This window comes from Geodermatophilus obscurus, assembly GCF_900115395.1.
In the GTDB taxonomy this organism is placed as follows: Bacteria; Actinomycetota; Actinomycetes; order Mycobacteriales; family Geodermatophilaceae; genus Geodermatophilus; species Geodermatophilus obscurus_B.
Window position 1 is genome coordinate 107607 of sequence record NZ_FOWE01000008.1, and the last position, 16224, is coordinate 123830.

Annotated in this window: 18 protein-coding genes; 10 read left to right on the plus strand and 8 right to left on the minus strand. The window is 74.4% G+C overall.

Annotation, left to right across the window (positions count from 1 at the left end):
- The first annotated feature begins 93 nt into the window (after positions 1-93).
- On the plus strand, positions 94-477 hold the full coding sequence (locus BM165_RS16635) for a nuclear transport factor 2 family protein (protein ID WP_083427433.1): 384 nt from the start codon (positions 94-96) through the stop codon (positions 475-477).
- Between the two features lie 698 nt (positions 478-1175).
- Positions 1176-1784, plus strand: coding sequence for a tetratricopeptide repeat protein (locus BM165_RS16645; RefSeq protein ID WP_075014665.1), 609 nt, complete (start codon positions 1176-1178; stop codon positions 1782-1784).
- Position 1785: 1 nt separating this feature from the next.
- Here BM165_RS16645 and BM165_RS16650 read toward each other — a convergent pair whose 3' ends face one another.
- Positions 1786-2370: a hypothetical protein gene (locus BM165_RS16650; protein WP_083427434.1), complete on the minus strand. Its 585-nt coding sequence runs from the start codon at positions 2368-2370 to the stop codon at positions 1786-1788.
- A gap of 4 nt (positions 2371-2374) precedes the next feature.
- Entirely contained in the window at positions 2375-3769 is a 1395-nt protein-coding gene (locus tag BM165_RS16655) for a DUF4407 domain-containing protein (protein ID WP_075014666.1), read from the minus strand.
- 134 nt (positions 3770-3903) lie between these two features.
- Here BM165_RS16655 and BM165_RS16660 point away from each other — a divergent pair, with 134 nt between their 5' ends.
- Positions 3904-4494 carry a trypsin-like serine protease gene (locus tag BM165_RS16660; RefSeq protein WP_075014667.1) on the plus strand — a complete coding sequence of 197 codons (591 nt, stop codon included), beginning with the start codon at positions 3904-3906 and terminating at the stop codon, positions 4492-4494.
- A 73-nt stretch (positions 4495-4567) separates the two neighbouring features.
- On the opposite strand, the gene BM165_RS16665 is transcribed toward BM165_RS16660, so the two are convergent.
- Positions 4568-4966: a type II toxin-antitoxin system VapC family toxin gene (locus tag BM165_RS16665; protein WP_075014668.1), complete on the minus strand. Its 399-nt coding sequence runs from the start codon at positions 4964-4966 to the stop codon at positions 4568-4570.
- Positions 4963-5199: a FitA-like ribbon-helix-helix domain-containing protein gene (locus BM165_RS16670; protein WP_075014669.1), complete on the minus strand. Its 237-nt coding sequence runs from the start codon at positions 5197-5199 to the stop codon at positions 4963-4965. The genes BM165_RS16665 and BM165_RS16670 overlap by 4 nt, the downstream gene beginning before the upstream one ends.
- Before the next feature lie 104 nt (positions 5200-5303).
- Between BM165_RS16670 and BM165_RS16675 the strand changes: the two genes are divergently transcribed.
- From BM165_RS16675 to bla, 7 genes are all read left to right on the plus strand, one after another.
- Positions 5304-6344: an NAD(P)-dependent alcohol dehydrogenase gene (locus BM165_RS16675; RefSeq protein ID WP_075014670.1), complete on the plus strand. Its 1041-nt coding sequence runs from the start codon at positions 5304-5306 to the stop codon at positions 6342-6344.
- Positions 6345-6810: 466 nt separating this feature from the next.
- Positions 6811-7791: a hypothetical protein gene (locus BM165_RS16685; protein WP_075014672.1), complete on the plus strand. Its 981-nt coding sequence runs from the start codon at positions 6811-6813 to the stop codon at positions 7789-7791.
- Between the two features lie 55 nt (positions 7792-7846).
- Positions 7847-9055: a hypothetical protein gene (locus BM165_RS16690; RefSeq protein ID WP_075014673.1), complete on the plus strand. Its 1209-nt coding sequence runs from the start codon at positions 7847-7849 to the stop codon at positions 9053-9055.
- An 11-nt stretch (positions 9056-9066) separates the two neighbouring features.
- Complete coding sequence (locus tag BM165_RS16695) at positions 9067-10227, plus strand: TrbG/VirB9 family P-type conjugative transfer protein (protein ID WP_075014674.1); 1161 nt, start codon at positions 9067-9069, stop codon at positions 10225-10227.
- 28 nt (positions 10228-10255) lie between these two features.
- Positions 10256-10768 carry an HAD domain-containing protein gene (locus BM165_RS16700; protein ID WP_075014675.1) on the plus strand — a complete coding sequence of 171 codons (513 nt, stop codon included), beginning with the start codon at positions 10256-10258 and terminating at the stop codon, positions 10766-10768.
- A 9-nt stretch (positions 10769-10777) separates the two neighbouring features.
- A complete protein-coding gene (locus BM165_RS16705; protein ID WP_083427436.1) occupies positions 10778-11704 on the plus strand; it encodes a serine hydrolase domain-containing protein in 927 nt (308 codons plus the stop codon).
- Positions 11704-12597: a class A beta-lactamase gene (gene bla, locus BM165_RS16710; protein ID WP_075014677.1), complete on the plus strand. Its 894-nt coding sequence runs from the start codon at positions 11704-11706 to the stop codon at positions 12595-12597. Before BM165_RS16705 ends, bla begins: the two co-directional genes overlap by 1 nt.
- Before the next feature lie 3 nt (positions 12598-12600).
- Here bla and BM165_RS16715 read toward each other — a convergent pair whose 3' ends face one another.
- From BM165_RS16715 to BM165_RS26310, 4 genes are all read right to left on the minus strand, one after another.
- A complete protein-coding gene (locus BM165_RS16715; RefSeq protein ID WP_075014678.1) occupies positions 12601-13755 on the minus strand; it encodes an OmpA family protein in 1155 nt (384 codons plus the stop codon).
- Positions 13756-13807: 52 nt separating this feature from the next.
- Positions 13808-14971 carry a hypothetical protein gene (locus BM165_RS16720; RefSeq protein ID WP_143108193.1) on the minus strand — a complete coding sequence of 388 codons (1164 nt, stop codon included), beginning with the start codon at positions 14969-14971 and terminating at the stop codon, positions 13808-13810.
- Complete coding sequence (locus BM165_RS16725; protein ID WP_075014680.1) at positions 14968-15681, minus strand: hypothetical protein; 714 nt, start codon at positions 15679-15681, stop codon at positions 14968-14970. The genes BM165_RS16720 and BM165_RS16725 overlap by 4 nt, the downstream gene beginning before the upstream one ends.
- Before the next feature lie 175 nt (positions 15682-15856).
- A complete protein-coding gene (locus BM165_RS26310) occupies positions 15857-16204 on the minus strand; it encodes an HNH endonuclease (protein ID WP_208976779.1) in 348 nt (115 codons plus the stop codon).
- Positions 16205-16224: the final 20 nt, after the last annotated feature.

The window sequence follows — 16224 nt, forward strand, 5'->3', positions numbered from 1 at the left end:
CCCGATCCACGCGACGTCCCCCGGTAGCGGTTGCCGAAGGCGGGTGCCTCTGGAGAGTGCAGGTCGATCACGCCGCCGGAAGGGGATGCTGCGATGTCTGGATCGGATGTGGCCGCGCTTCGGGACGCCTACGAGGCGTTCAGCCGGGGGGACTTCGCTGTCGCCAGCAAGATCCTGGCCCCCGATGTCGAGTGGGTGGAGCACGGTCGGGGCATGCCGTACAGCGGGACCTGGCACGGTCCCGACAGCGTCGTGAACGACGTCTGGACCCAGTTCGCGCAGTACTGGGGAGGCCCTGGTGTGGTGGGCCTCGAGACGGACGAGTTCCTGGAAGCCGGTGACCGCATCGTGGTGACCGGCCGCTTCGTCGGCAGGGACAGCGAGGGCCGTGTCCTCGACGCGCCGTGCGCGCACGTCTGGCGCATGTCCGACGGCGCCGCCACGCACTTCGCCGACTACGTCGACTGGAGTGTCTAGTCGACCCCTCGTGTGGCTCGCGGACGCCCGGAGGCGACGTCCGGCGGGCCTCGAGCACGGGTGGTCGCGCGCCTGAGCAGCCCTGCCGGCGGGTGCGTGGGGAGGGATGTCGGTCGAGGAGGCGACAGCGCCACCGCACCCCGGGTGAGCCTGGCCGGACGCCGACGCGCCACCCGCGTCGTCAGCGTCCCCGCATGGCCGTGGATCCCCGTGGTGTCGACCTCAAGCGCTTCCTCCAGGAGGACCCGGGCGGTCCCGTGGTGATGCTGAACCTGCTCCGGTTCGCCGAGGGCGGCCGCGAGTCCTACGCGCGGTACTCGAAGGCCCTCTCGGAGACTTCCTGCCCCGGTACGGCGGCGAGGTCCTCTACGCCGGCGACGGCCACGCCCCGCTCGTCGCCGAGCCGGGGCAGGAGTGGGACGCGGTGCTGCCCGTCCGCTATCCCTTACGCGAGGCGTCGAGCCGCATGGTCGCCGACCCCGAGTACCAGCAGTTCACGCACTTCCGGACCGAGGCACTGACCGAGGCCGTTCTGCAGTGGACGAGCCCCTGGGTCGGCGGCTGAGCCGGCAACCCAGGGGTGATGTGCGTCGGCGGCGCATCCGCCGCCACGGATGCGCCGCCGACGCACATCGCTCCGCCGCTCGCGTCGCACCGAGGCACTGCCGTGGGAGCCGAGCCGGGAATACGGTCGGGCCATGCGGAGGCCGCGCACGCAGGACGATCTCGATGCCGCCTACGCCCTCCGCCAGACGCCCGAGCAGAGCCGTGCCGTGTCGCGCCAGTTGGAGACGTGGGCGGCGGAGGGCACCCGTGCCGGCGACGAGGTCAACGCCGCGGAGTTGCTGGTCTGCGCCGGAGAGGGGCTCGCCCGCATCGGCGACACCCATGAGGCCGTGCGGCTGTTCCGCCGGGCCGTCGCGACCGGCGAACCTGTCGTGCCCGACGTCCGCTGCTACCTGCACCACGGCCTGCTGGCGATCGGCGACACCGATGCCGCCCGCGAGCTGGCCGACGGCATCCGCCGTGAGCGCCCGGCCGACGCAGACGTCTACCTCTTCATCGGCGAGGACCACGAGATCCACGGCGACCTGCGGGAGGCCCACCGGTGGCTGACCTTGGGGGCGCGGGTGGCCCTGGGTGACGTCGACGACGCCGACGAGCCGGAAGCGCTCGACGCGGCGACCGGTGCGGCCTTCCTGCTGACTGCCCGACGGCGGGTCCGCCGGCGCCTGGACATGCCGCCCGACGACTGGGACGGGCTGGTACCCGAGCCACCGACCCTGGACGAGGACCGCTTCGAGTGAGTCAGGCCGCGGGGACGACGACCTCGCGGATGCGCTGAGCCAGATCCGCGTACCGCACCAGCGGGCCGGCCATCTCCTCGACGACGGACAGCCGGATGCTGCGCTGTCCGGTCGCCGCGACCCTGGCCGCCGGCAGCACCCAGAAGGACCACTGGTCCAGGTCGAGGGCGTCGTAGGCGGCGTGCTCGGTCGCCGTCTGGACCGCGAAGACGTACCCGTCGGCGTTGTACGAGCCCGCCTCGCTGTAGCCGTCGGTCGCCGACCAGGTGCGCGCACGCAGGCCGCCGAAGGTGATCGACGAGAGCCGGGCCTGCTCCCACGCCTGCAGGTAGGCGCCCGACTTGACCTCGAGGCGCAGTCCCTCGGGGGTCAGGACGTCGTGGCTGTCCCACTCGACCCGCGGCCGCCGGTCGGCACCCACCGCCCGGGCGACGAGGTACTCGGCGAGCATCGGGCGGACCGTGTTGGCGCGCAGGTCGGAGTACGCCCAGGCCCAGAAGTCCCCCAGCCTCGCGTCGGCGCCGTCGATCGGCTCGTCGCCGCTGAGGATCGCGGCCTGCGGCAGCGGACCCCACGTCGTCGTCATGCCGTCAGACCCCGGCGGCGACGCGGTTGCCCAGCCGGCGCGAGGGCCGGATGGTGCGGGCGGCCGTGCGGGCCAGGCGGATCGGGCCGGTGTCCCAGAGCTTCTGCGCGGGCTCCTCGACGGCGGGCGCCGGCTGCGGCGCCGGGCGGGCGGCCTCCTCGGCCTGCATCTGGACCTGCGCCATGGCGGCGAGGTGGCGGGCGCGGATGACGGCCTTCTGCCGGTCAAGGCGCTCCTGCTCGGCCATCACCAGCAGCTCCTCCTTCGCCTCGGCCACGGTGCGCCGCGACTGCTGCTGCAGCTCCTCGATCTCGACGTCGCCGCGGTCGCGCAGCGCCGCGAGCTCGTCGTACACGGTCGGCGGACCGAAGTTGAGCAGCACCTTCATGAGGACGGGGAGGATCTCCACGCACATGAACAGCAGCGAGAGCATGGCCTTGGCCAGAGCCAGCGTGGCGTTGCGGTCGCTGAGCCGGTCGAGCGCCTCCAGCCGCAGCAGGATGCCGCCGGAGCCCTCGTTGGTGGCGTCGAACGCCGACTGCAGCCGGTCCAGCTCGCCGGTCAGCCGGGTCAGCTCGGCCTGGTCGGTGGCCAGCGCGGCGGCAGCGAGGTCGGCACTGCGCGACTCGGCACCGGCAGCGGCGTCGGTCGCGTCGTCTAGCTCGCCGCGGGCCGAGGCGACGACGGCGGCCTGCGCGTCCGCGGCGGCGCGGGCCTGCACGTAGGCCTCGCCGGTGCCGGCGTCGCCGGTGCCACAGGTGCCGTCGAGCTCGCACTGGGCGCGCGCCTCGAGCTCGCGCTGGGTGGCGAGGGCGGCGTCGTAGGCGGCCTGCCTGGCGGTCAGCTCGGCCTGCACGGCGAGCAGCGCGGGGTCGGCCTGCCCGCCGGTCGCGACGACGTCCTGGTTGAGCGCGACCCGCTCCTGCAGCTCCGCCAGGCCGGCGAAGCGCGCGTCGGCCTCGAGCGACTGCCGGTAGGCGTCGGCGGCCTCGGCCTGCATGACGGTGATCTCGGCGTCGATCTCCTTGTGGAACACCTGCAGCGTCAGCGGGGTCGCGACGACGACGCCCAGCACCAGCGCCAGCCCGACCCGCGGGACGGCGAGGGCGAGGTTGCGCTTGAGCGAGGCGTCGTGCGCCATGCCGACCAGCAGCATCCGGTCGAGGTTGACCACGACGGCGCCCCAGCCCAGGCCGAGGACGAGCGCGAACGGCCACCAGACGCCGAGCGCCATGTGCAGCGCGAACGCCGCCGACGCGACGGCGAGGCCGCCGGTGCTGAGCAGGACGCCGCCGAGCGCGGCGAAGCGCGGCCGCGCGCCGGGCGCCGCCTCGAGCAGGTCGGGCCGCGCGCCACCGAGGACCGCGAGGCGGTCCTGGAGCCGTCGTCGTCCAGCCATGCGCAGAGCACTCCCCGGCGACGGGGGTCGAACCGCCGCTCACTGCCCCATCGGCAGTCGTGCCGTCCGTCAGGACGTCGGAGCGGTCGGTCTCGTCACATCCGCCCCACGCCCGACACGACTTCAGACAGGACGTGGCCGCGAAGGCACCGGGCTACCCGACGACGGGCGGCGTCGTCTCGACGGCGATCTACGACTACGGCTACCGGGGCCTCGACGAGATCCCCGAGTCCAAGGACGCCGGCGTGCTCGTGCTCGACCAGTCGGTGGAGGACGTCTACGACATCGAGCGGTACGCCTCGCTGGCCGACGTCGGCGCGCTCGACGACTACAAGGCCGACAACCCGGGGAACTCGGCCACGACGACGGTGTCGGGCTACGGCGTGCAGGAGAGCAACGGCAGCCAGACCGAGCAGGTCGCCTACCGGGAGCGGCTCACCGCTGAGAGCTTCATCATCGGCCTGGACGGCACCAACGCCGGCGGCTACAACGTGAAGCTGTCGACCAACCCGGGCAACGGCCGCGGCGGCACGTGCTTCGGCGACTCCGGCGGCCCGGTGCTCGTCGGCGACACGGTGACCGCGGTGAACTCGTTCGTGATGAACGGCGCCTGCGCCGGTACGGGCTTCGGCTACCGGGTGGACCAAAGGGCGGTCATCGACTTCGTCCTCGCGAGCGCAGCCCAGTATGGCGAGGACGACGAGATCACCGTCACCGAGCTCTGACGCACTCCTGACGGGGCCGTCCCGTCGCGGCGGGGCGGCCTCCGTCGTATCCGGGCCGACGACCCGTCCTCGGTCACCCCTCCGGTGTGCGGAACGAGCACCGTGGACCCGACGCGGCGGCGAGCCGGCGGTCGAGGGTCCACAGCGGCGCGGCCAGCTCCTCGGCCAGCGCCACGAAGGCGGCGTCGTAGGCGGTGACAGCAGGGTGCAGCTTCCACACACGGTCGCCCAGCGGCTCGAAGGGGAAAGTCGTCAGTGGCAGCTGGACGAGGTCGCGGATGGCCAGCGCTGCGGCGTCGCGGCCGAGACGCCCGGCGAGGACCGCACGCCGGAGCACGTTCGACACCTCGACGAAGACGTGAGCCGGCGCCGCCAGGTCGTTCACCCGCATGCCGGCCCGGGCCCACGTCCCGTCGGACCCGTCGTCGACGAGTGCGGCGACCACCGCGGAGGAGTCGACGACGATCGTCACGTCCGGTCGTGCTCGCGCAGCTCCAGGATCTCCGCCGCCGGGAGCCGGGTGCCCGTGGCACGGACCCGGTGCTGCACGCGGTCCCACAGGTCCTCGGGGCTCGGCCGGCTCGCCAGCTCGGTGAGCCGGGCCCGGACGTACTCCTGCAACGACTGCCCGGCCCGTGCGGCCCGGGCCGCGAGCTCGTCGCGCGTCTCGTCGGGGACGTCGCGGATGGTCATCGACACGGGCATGCATGCAGATTAGCAGCATCGCAGGCACGTTGCAGGTGGTGGCGGTGTGCCCGGCCGGGTAGGACGAGCGGTGGTCGACCCGGACACGAGGCAGAGGACGCCCCATGCGCGCAGTGCAGTACCGGACCATCGGCAGCGGCCCCGAGGTGGTGGACGTCCCGACGCCGGAGCCCGGGCCGGGGGAGGTCCGGCTGCGGGTGACCGCGGCCGGCCTGTGCCACTCCGACTGGTTCGTCATGGACCTGCCCGAGGAGCAGTACGCCTACGGGCTGCCGCTCACCCTCGGGCACGAGGGCGCCGGTGTGGTCGACGCGCTGGGCGACGGGGTCTCCGGCGTGGCCGTGGGCGATGCGGTCGCCGTCTACGGCCCGTGGGGGTGCGGGCTGTGCCACGCCTGCGCCCGGGGTGCGGAGAACTACTGCCCGCGGGCGGCCGGGCTGGGCATCGCGCCGCCCGGGCTCGGGGCGCCGGGCGCGCTGGCCGAGTACCTGATCGTCGACGACGTCCGGCACCTGGTACCGCTCGGCGACCTCGACCCGGTGGCCAGCGTGTCGCTGACCGACGCCGGGCTGACGCCCTACCACGCGATCGTGTCCAGTCTGGACGCACTGCCGGCCGGGAGCACCGCCGTCGTCATCGGTGCCGGCGGCCTCGGGCACGTGGGCATCCAGGTGCTGCGCGCGATCACCGGGGCGCGGGTGGTCGCGCTCGACATCAGCGACGAAAAGCTGGACCTGGCGCGCGAGGTGGGCGCGCACGAGGTGCTGCGGTCGGATGAGTCGGCCGTGGAGGCGATCCGGTCGATGACCGGCGGGGTGGGCGCCCAGGCGGTGTTCGACTTCGTCGGCGCCCCGCCCACCTTGGAGATCTCCCGGCGGACCGTCGCGCTCGACGGCGTCGTGCAGATCGTCGGGATCGGCGGCGGCGTGCTGCCGACCGGTTTCTTCTCCACCCCGTTCGGGGCGTCGGTGCGGGCGCCGTACTGGGGCACGCGCACCGAGTTCATGGAGGTGCTCGACCTGGCGCGCACCGGGGCGGTGCACGTGGAGGTCGAGCGGTACGGCATGGACCAGGCGGTCGAGGCCTACCGCCGGCTGCACGCCGGCGAGGTGCGCGGCCGCGCCGTCGTCGTCCCCGGGGAGTAGCCGCCTCCGGACCCGGCCCTGGCTGTCGTGCCCCGGGCCGTGGACGAGGCGACGTCCGGACGACCTGGCGCGTCGCCGTTCCGGAACGGCGGCATCACGCGGACGGTGGTCCTCGTCGGGTCCAGGTGGGGGTCAAGAGGAGCCGCCCACAGTGCGAGCAGGAGCCGCCGGATCCGGCGCTCCCCCGCACCCAGGAGCTCCTGCCATGCGCTAGTCCCGGCTCGCCGCCGCCTTCCTCGGCACCGCCGTCCTCGCGGCCGGCTGCGCGTCCACGGTCACCGGCACCGCCACCTCGGCGGCGGGTCCGCCCGTCACCACACCGCCCACCGAGTACGTCCCCGCCCCTGCAGCGGTCGACCTGCACACCGGCGACCTCCTGCGCCTGGCCGACGTCGCGGCGACGCCCGACGGCGGCTTCCTCGCCCTCCTCGTCGCCGACCCCGGCTCCCACGCCCGCACCACCGTCGTGCGGCTGACCCCCGCCGACGGCGGCCTGACCGCCAGTGCGGTGGCCGAGGCCCCGCTCGTCGACCACCCGGGCGAGCTGCTCCTGGCACCCGACGGCTCGGTCGTCACCCTCGGCACCGTCCCGCCCGAGGCCGGCGACCCCAGCGGCGACCTCTCCGACGGGCCGGACCTCGTGCTCGCCGTCCTGCCGCTCGGCGGCACCCAGGCGGAGGTGCGCGCCGTCGGGGCCGACCCGGAGCTGGGCCCGCCCGAGACCGGCAGCGGCGTCCTCTCCGCCGACGGCGCGACGGTGTACGCAGCCCTGCGCTGGACCGTCGACGGCGAGACGGTCACCCGGCTGGCCACCGTCGACGTCGCCACCGGCGAGATCACCGCCACCGCGCCGCTGGGCGTGGAGACGCCCGGGCTGGCGTGCGCCTACGACGTGACGCTTCTCCCCGACGGCGGGGTCGCGGTGCTGGTGACCGCCCACCGCGACGCCGAGCGGACGGTCGACCACACCCTCGTCGTGCGGCTCGACGCGGACCTGCGGCCGGTCGGGGCGCCCGTGGAGCTGGTCCCGGACGAGCCGAACGCCGGCTACGCGCTGGTCCCGCTGCCCGACGGGACCCTCGTCGCGACGGTCTCGGTGGGGGTGGACGACGGAGGCGAGGACGACGACACGCGGCTGGTCACCGTCCGGGACGGCGCAGTGCAGGTGACCGCCGACCTGCCGGGCACGGCCCTGGGGATGGCCGTCTCCCCCGCCGGGGACCGGGCGTTCCTCACCTACCACGGCGACGCTGAGCGCGGCGAGGACGTCGCCGCGACGGCGACGGTCGACCTCGCGAGCGGGACGGTGGTCGACGACGTGTTCCTCTGCCCGAACGGCACCGCGTACGAGAACGCCGTCTCCGCCGACGGGCGGGCGGTGGTCGTCACCGCGGCCTGCTACGAGGACGGCGTCCCGCACGTCCGCGCCTTCCTCCTCGCCGGCTGAGGACCGCACGTCGCCCGCAAGTGCCCGGCAAGCGGCGGAACCGAGGGTGCCTCCCATGCGCCCGGCCCCCGTCCTCGTCGCCACCGCCCTGCTCACCGCGGCCTGCTCGTCGTCCGTCGTCGGGGACGCCGGCCCGGTCCTGGCGAGCAGCGCCGGCCCGCTCACCGAGGCGCTCGCCACCGTCGAGGCCGACGCCGGGGTGGAGGGGCAGGTGCGCATCGCCGACGTCGCCCCGACCGCCGACGGCCGCTTCGTCGTCCTGCTGACCGGCGACCTCGGCTCGAACCACCGCGGCGTGCTCGTCGAGCTCGTCCCCGACGACGGCGGCCTGACCGTGGGCACCGTGACCGAGGGCCCCGCGTTCGCCGACACCGGCGAGGTGCACGTGGCCGACGACGGCACCGTCGTCGCCCTCGCCCCCGTGCTGCCGGAGGCCGGCGACCCGGGCAGCGGCGACGGCGGCCGCGAGCAGGACCTGGCGCTGGCCGTCCTCGCGCCCGGAGCCGGGGAGCCGGAGCTGGTGCGCATCGCCCCCGACGCCGAGCTGGGCACGCCCGACCTCGGCACCGGCGTCCTGTCCCCCGACGGCGCGACGCTGTACGCGAGCCTGCGGTGGACCGTCGGCGACGGCACGGTCAACCGGCTGGCAGAGGTCGACGTCGCCAGCGGGGAGGTCCGCGCGACCGGCGAGCTGGGCGTCCCGACGCCGGGGCAGGCCGTCGTGCGCGCCCTCGCGCTGCACCCGGACGGCGGGCTGGCGGCGCTGGTGGGCGCCGACCGCGACGTCGAGGGCGAGGTCGAGGGCGTCGTCCTGGCGCAGTACGACGCCGGCCTGCGGCCGCTCGGGGACCCGGTCGAGCTGGTCGGGGCGGAGGAGAGCCGCGGCTACGCGCTGGAGGTGCTGCCCGACGGCGCCGTGCTGGCCTCCGTCCTGGAGGGGGACCTCGACACCGGCCGGGCGCTGCTGGTGACCGTCCGGGACGGCGCGGTGGCGGTCACCGCGAAACTGACCGGCCCCGCCGGCATCGACCTCGCCGTCGCACCGGGCGGGGAGCACGTCTACGTGACCTCCGGGTCCCAGGGCCGTGGGCCCGCCGTCGCCACGGTCGACCTGGGGACCGGCGGGACCGTCGCCGACGTGCCGCTGTGCGCCGACGGCTACCCGGTGGGCCTCGCGCCCGCCGCGGACGGCCGCACCGTGCTCGCCGGCGCCCTCTGCACCGACGACCGCACCGCCCGCGACCTCGCCGTCCTCGTCGGCTGACGGAGCCCGTCATGCGTTCCTCCGTCCTCGCCGCCGCCGTCCTCGTGCTGACCGGCTGCACGTCCGCCGTCGCCGGCACCGCCACGGCGCCGGCCGCCCCCTCCCCCGGGCTGCTCGGCAGCGTCGACCTCGCCGCCGTCGACGACGAGCTGACCCCCCGCGACGTCGTCGCGCTCGACGACGGCTCGTTCCTCGTGCTGCTGACCGGCGACTCCTACTACGGCAGGGAGGCGGGCAGCGCCCTGGTCGAGCTGGTGCCCGGCGCGGACGGACCGACCGTCGGCACGGTGACCGCGGGCGCGCCGTACGTCGGTGGCAGCGAGGTGCACGTCGCCGACGACGGCACGGTGGTCGCCGTCGGTTCCGTTCCGGTCGGGGACGGCGACGACGAGCAGCTCGACGTCGCCCTCACCGTCCTCGCACCGGGCGCGGAGCGGACCGAGGTCCGGGTGCTCCCCGCCGACCCGGAGCTGGGCACCGCCGACCGCGCGACCGCTGCCCTCGCCCCCCACGGGCGGACCCTGTACGCCGCGCTGCGGTGGTACGTCGTCGGCGGGGACGAGGTGACCCGCCTGGTGACGGTCGACGTCGCGACCGGCGCGGTGACCGCGGGCGCCGACCTGCAGGTGACGGCGCCCGGCGGTGCGGACGTCGCCGACCTGGCGCTGCGGCCGGACGGCGGGCTGACCGCGCTGGTCACCACCTACCGCGTGCCCGGGGAGGGCGACTCCGACGCCGTGCTGGTGGGGTACGACGCCGGCCTGCGGCTCGCCGGCGGGCCGGTCGACGTCATCGGCGACGGCAGCGAGGGCCACGGGCACGCGCTGCGGGTGCTCGACGACGGGACCGCCGTCGTCTCCCTCAGCACCAGCGGGACCGACCACCGGCTGGTGACCGTCCGGGACGGCGCGGTGGAGGAGTCGCACGCGCTCCCCTTCATCGCTGCCGAGGTCGACGTCGCACCCGGTTCGCGGCGGGTGTGGCTGAACCTGGGCTCGGCCGAGGTGCACACCGTCGCCCCGCTCGACGTCGACACCGGGGAGCTGGGGCGGCAGGTGCCGCTGTGCTCGGAGGGCGGCGCACCCCTGGACCTCGCCGTCTCGGCCGACGGCGGCACGCTGGTCGCCTCCGGGGTCTGCGCCGGTGGGGACGTCGCCCACCTGGTCGGCTGAGCCCGGCCCGAGCGGGTAGGGGGTGGGCATGGGGAACCCGCCGATCCTGCTGCTGGACGTCGACGGCGTCCTCAACTCGCCCCGCCGGGACCTGCCGGAGGGGTGGCGGCAGGGGTCGTTCAACGGTTACCGACTGTCGTGGGACCCGGGCATCACCGCGCGGCTGCGGGAGCTGCACGAGTCGGGCCGGGTGGAGATCCAGTGGCTGACAACCTGGACCACCGACGCCGACCGGCTGCTGGCCGAGCCGATGGGCCTGCCGCGGGGGCTGAAGACGCACGCCCGTGCCGACGCCGCGCCGACCGGGTTCCTCGGGGTGTTCGGCGGCTCGTCGGGCTGGTGGAAGCTGACCGCCGCGAAGGAGGTCGCCGAGGCCGAGCCGGACCGGCGGATCGTGTGGATCGACGACGACCTCGCCGCTCAGGCCGACGACACCGGTAACTGGCTGGCCGCCCATCCGCACGTGCTTGTGGTCGCGCCGGACCTGCACGTGGGGCTCACCCACGAGCAGCTCGACCGGGTCGAGGAGTGGCTCGGGTAGAACAGCCCGGTGCCGCCCCTTCCCGATCGCGTGCTGGCCGTCTGCGAGCGGATCGACCGGGAGATCCGCACCCGCCCGGATTTCGCCCACACCAGCCACCTGCGCGTCGACGTCGGCGGGGAGGTCGTGTTCGACCACCACTACCGGGGACCGGCGGTCGCGGACGTGTTCTCGGTGACCAAGTCGGTGCTGGCGGCGGTGGCGGGGATCGCCGCGCGGGACGGGCACCTGCGCGACCTGGACCTGCCGGTGGGCCCGGTGCTGGACCTGCCGCTGCCCGGCCAGACGGTGCGGCACCTGCTGACGATGACGCGCGGCTGCGAGACCGGGGGCCCGTACGACATCGACGAGGTCTGCGCCCTCCCCAGCGGGTGGCTGGAGCGCATCGCGGCGGCGCCAGCGCTGGAGCCGCCCGGCACGCGGTTCCGCTACGACAACGGCGCCGCGCACCTGCTGGCCGCCGTCCTCGACCGGCTGCTGCCCGGCGGCCTGGCCTCCTTCGCCGAGCGGGAGCTGTTCGGGCCGCTCGGCATCACCGGGTGGCGGTGGCACCGCGACCCCGACGGCGTGCCCACCGGGCACGCGCACCTGGAGCTCGACGCCGCCGGGCTGGCGGCGCTGGGCCGGCTGTGGCTGTCCGGGACGCTGCTCGACCCGGGGTTCGCGCGGGACATGCTCACCGCGCACACGCGCGGCGGCCCGCCGGAGGAGCGGCCCTACGGCTACCTCGTCTGGATCGACGACGCCGGCCCGCTGGCCGGCGGCTGGGCCGGGCAGCACGTGCACGCGGTACCGGCCGCGGACGCGGTGGTGGTGACTACCGGCGACCCGGAGTTCTCCTTCGGCCCGCCGCCCCGCGACCGGCTGCAGGACGGGTGGCGGCCGGCGCACGACCTGGTGGCCGAGCACCTGCTGCCGGTCCTGGTGGGCGGCTGATGGCCCGCCGCGCCCTGCTCGTGTGCCTCCTGCTCGCAGGGTGCACGTCGCCGCAGGCCGCCGCTCCCTCGGTGACCACCAGCTCCCCGCCGGCGACCGTGTCCGCCGTCCCGGACGTCTCCGGTGAGTTCGCCACGCTGGAGGAGCGGTTCGACGCGCGGCTGGGTGTGTTCGCCGTCGACACCGGCTCTGGCGCGACGATCGAGCACCGGGCCGACGAGCGGTTCGCCTACGCCAGCACGATCAAGGCGCTGGCCGCCGGGGCGCTGCTGGCGCAGACGTCGCCGGCGGACCTGGCGCGGGCCGTGCCGATCGCCGCCGCCGACCTGGCGCCGGCGTACTCGCCGGTCACAGAGACGCGGGTGGGCGGCAGCATGACGCTGGCCGAGCTCTGCGACGCCGCCGTCCGGTTCAGCGACAACAGCGCGCTCAACCTGCTGCTGCGCGAGCTCGGCGGCCCGGCGGGGCTCGACGCGGCGCTGGAGCGGGTGGGCGACACGGTGACCGAGGTGGTGCGCGACGAGCCGGGGCTCAACAGCGCCGTCCCCGGCGATCCCCGCGACACGACGACGCCGCGGGCGCTGGCCGGGTCGCTGCGGGCGTACGCCCTGGACGCGGCCGCTCCCGAGGACCGCGAGCAGCTCGTGGACTGGCTGCGCCGCAACACCACCGGCGACGCGCTCATCCGCGCCGGCGTCCCCGACGACTGGGACGTCGGGGACAAGACCGGCACCGGCGCCTACGGCACCCGCAACGACGTCGCCGTGGTCATCCCACCCGGCCGGTCACCGATCGTGTTGGCGGTGATGTCGAGCCGGGACGAGCCGGACGCCGAGCACGACGACGCGCTGATCGCCGAGACCACGCGGGTGGTCGCCGCGGGGCTGATGTGAGTGTCAGCCGCAGGTCAGGCCAGCGCCGCCGACGAGCTGGACGACGACCCTGCGGTTCTGCGCCGCCTTGTCCTCGTCCAGTTCGCCGTCAGGTCCATGGTCCTCGACATACTCCGGGAAATCACTGCCGAGTCCGATGGCTGCCATGGCGTCCGATGGGCTTTCGAACTCATCAGTCAGGAGAGACCGGACGGCCTCAGCCCGGCTCAGGCTGAGCTCGACCTGCCCGGCCATGTCACCGACCCTCGCCGTCGTGCCGGTCAGCGTTGCGGAGACGCCCGGCTGTGTCAGCTGCGCGGCAAGCGGCGCCAAGACCTCGAGCGTCGCAGCCCGATCAAGGAACTCCGCGCTGTCCGGCTTGAAGCGGACCAGATCGCTGGTCAACGTGACGGTGCACGCGGCGCCGTCTGGGACCTCGACCGGCGTCACCTTGGGGAGGACGCCGACCGGAGGCACAAGCAGCCGGGATTCCTCGACGACGACGTCCGCGGCCCCGGCCCTCTCAGCGATCGCGGCCCAGATGTCAATGAGGTCCTGCCGCTGCGGCCGCCCGAGCGGCATCTGAGGGGAGAAGGTGTCGCCCAGCCCCTGGAAGACGACCGTGCTGCCCTTGAGGTCTGGCAGCTCGTCGTCAGCCGCCAGCTGATCGGCCAGTGCCTTCGGATCCGCGCTCAGCACATCCCGTGCGCGGAAGTCGAGAGCGCCTGCGGTGGACAGGCCCGAGTCGACCACGACCACGGTGTGAGGGCCGGGTGCTGAGGAGATACTCCGCACTGCCTCGTCGAGCGCCCCGAGGAGGTCCGTCTCCTTGTCTTCGGCCCGGGCGGAGACGAGGCCGTCGAGCACGAGCTGCCGGTTCTCCACGCGGCTGGCATCCCGGGCCTGGCTCGTTGCCCCCTCGATGAGCAAGTCGATGGCTCCGGGTTCCACGAGCGACGGCTCGCCGTCGGCCACCGTGATCGACACTCGGGACTGGTCGTCGACTGCGGCGTCGAGGACCTCCAGCGCCCCGCCGTCGAGCTGTGGTGCCGGCATGTTGCTGCGGGCACCCACCACGAAGGCGACGCCGCCCGTCGGCTCGGCGACGTCGTCACTGCCACAGCCGGTAAGGCCGGCGACCAGGGCAGCCGAGACGGCGACTGTCAGCAGACGACGCACAGGGCGAGAGGTCGACACGGTCGGTTTTCCGTTCTCGAGATGCGGGGAGTGGTCAGGACGCCGGGCCGCGACCGGTGACGAGGCCGGTCGTCGCCTCGGGGAGGCCGAGGTGGGCCGCGACCTCGACGCGCACGAGCTCCTTGAGCTCGTCAATTTCGGCGTCGATGCGGTCGATGTCGGCGCGGGTCCGCAGCGCAGCGCGCTCGGCATCACCGCGGGCGAGGTCGAGCGCCTGCCGGGCTTCGTTGAGGAGGCGAGTCTCGGTGGCAACAGCCTGGCCCTGCTCCGGCAGTCGCTTGCGCAGAGCCAGGTAGGTCTTCATGCGCGGGTGGTGCTCGGAGAAGCCGGCGTAATAGGCGAGCAGACCCGAGGCGAGGAAGAGCCCGGCCAGGAGCACAGCCGACAGCAGCGGATCGGTGCCGGTACTCGTCGTCGTGGCGGTCCCGAAGCCGGTGGCCCCGGTGCCGCCGTCCTCGGACTCCAGGCGGAAGGCGAACGCGACACCGCCGAGCACCAGCCAGCCCGCCGTCATCAGCGCGATGGCCACCCGGCCGATGCCGCCGCGCGCCTCGCGGAGGTCCTTCACCGCCCGGCCGATGCCGTGCATCAGCCCCACCGACGCGGCAGCGAAGGCCGCGGTCAGCGCACCGATGATCAGGGGGCCGGCCTCACGGTAGGCCGTGGCGAGGACGATGTAGAAGGTCGCGAGGTCACCGGCCGCCGCCAGGAGCAGCAGCACGATCACGATGCCGCTGTGCCAAGGACGCCGGACCAGGCCCTCGAGCGGGTCGAGGGTGGGGCGGGGACGGCGGCGGCGTTCGCGGGACTCGACCGGCGGCTGCTCGGCGGGCCCGAGGAGTTGCGCCTCGAGGATGCCGATCACGCGCTCGGTGTGCGCGACCTCTGCCGTCGCGGACGCCAGCCGCTGATCGGCCGCGAGCACTTCTGCCTCGAGCCGGGCGACCTCGCGCTCTGCGGCGGCCGCGGCCCGGGTGCGGTCCGCCTCGGCATCAGCCCGCCGCGTGCGGCGGGTGCCCTCGAGCCAGGCGTCGAGGACGTCGCCATTGGCGGCGTCGAGCGAGCCGGCGGAGGCGAGCTGGGCGACCCGGGCTCGGACGTCCTCATGCGCGTCGCGACGGCCGGTGTTCGGCCACGCGAGGTCGACGGTCACGACGGGCGTGCTGTTCTCCACGGAGCGGGACCACGGACGGCTCACGCTGGTACTCCCGAGGGCTCGGTGGTCGGCAGGATCGGATCGGTCGCAGCCCAGGCCGGCGGCCGGGCGAGGTCGGTGCTCCACCGGCGCACAAGCTCCTCGCGCTCGGGGTGGCGGCGGATGAGGGCACGGCGGTAGATGGCGGCCTGACGGTTGGTGAACTGGCTGAGGCGGACGACGCGAGAACGGGCGACGTCTGCCTTCGCACGCAGGCGCGCCCGCAGGTCGGCCTGCTCGGCCAGCGCCTGGTCCAGTTGCTCCTGCAGCTCGGCCTGCGCGGCTCGAGCGCGGTCGAGCTGGCGGCGGTGAGCGACGGCCCGGCGCTCCCGGGTGGCCGACGGGGACATGGCGTCCTCGTTGGGGTAGCGCATGGCCAGCCACTCCTCGCCCGGAGGCTGGGCGCAGCGCCGGACCTCGTCGGCCTGACGCACCAGTGCGCCCTCCAGGGAGGACAGCCGCGCCTCGAGCTGCCCGAGACGGACGACCAAGTTGTCCACGTCGGCGAGGTACCGGGTGCGCTCGCGCTCGCAGGCATCACCGAACTGGACGACGAGCTCATGGAGCACAGGCGTGCTGCCTGCGTCCAAGCCCACCGGCAGGCCGGCCCGCCGGTCGGCACGGGCGTACCAGCGCAGACGCCACCTCTGGCGCCAGGTGACGCGCAAGGTGCGGTAGCCGAGATCGACCTGATCGGTGATGGGCCCGGCCACAGTCACTCCCGTCTCAGGCGCATCGCCCGCGAATCAACCAGTTGGATGACGCGGGGAAGGTCGAGAACGACGACTCCCCCGGTCGACCGTCCGCGTCGCAAAGGGACGGCGCAGACGAACGCTCAACGGAACCTATTCGTGTCGTAAGCGCGGGGACCGCTTGACGAAGAGCCCGTCATCCCAAGTGGGGAGGGCCGACGGGCACCCACCAAGTCCCATTGCGGATGACCGCGGTCGACACTCCAGACGGGAAGTAGGCCTCCCGCCGTCGGGCGAGCCGATCGAGCTCCCAGGTCCAGAGCACCCGGTTGGCCTTCCGCGTGTTGTGACGAGGACACAACGCCTGCCCGCTTGCGACCGTGGTGGACCCGCCTCGACTGTGCGGGTGTACGTGGTCGGCCTGCAGGTTCTCCGTGGCTCGGCATCGACGGCCGAGCCAGGAATCGCTCGCAGCGCTGTCCCGCCCTCTCCAGCAGGATCCGCTTGTCCGTCCGGATGAAGCAGCGCTGCGGATCTCGCGCACGCCGCCCGTGGAGCAGGCCA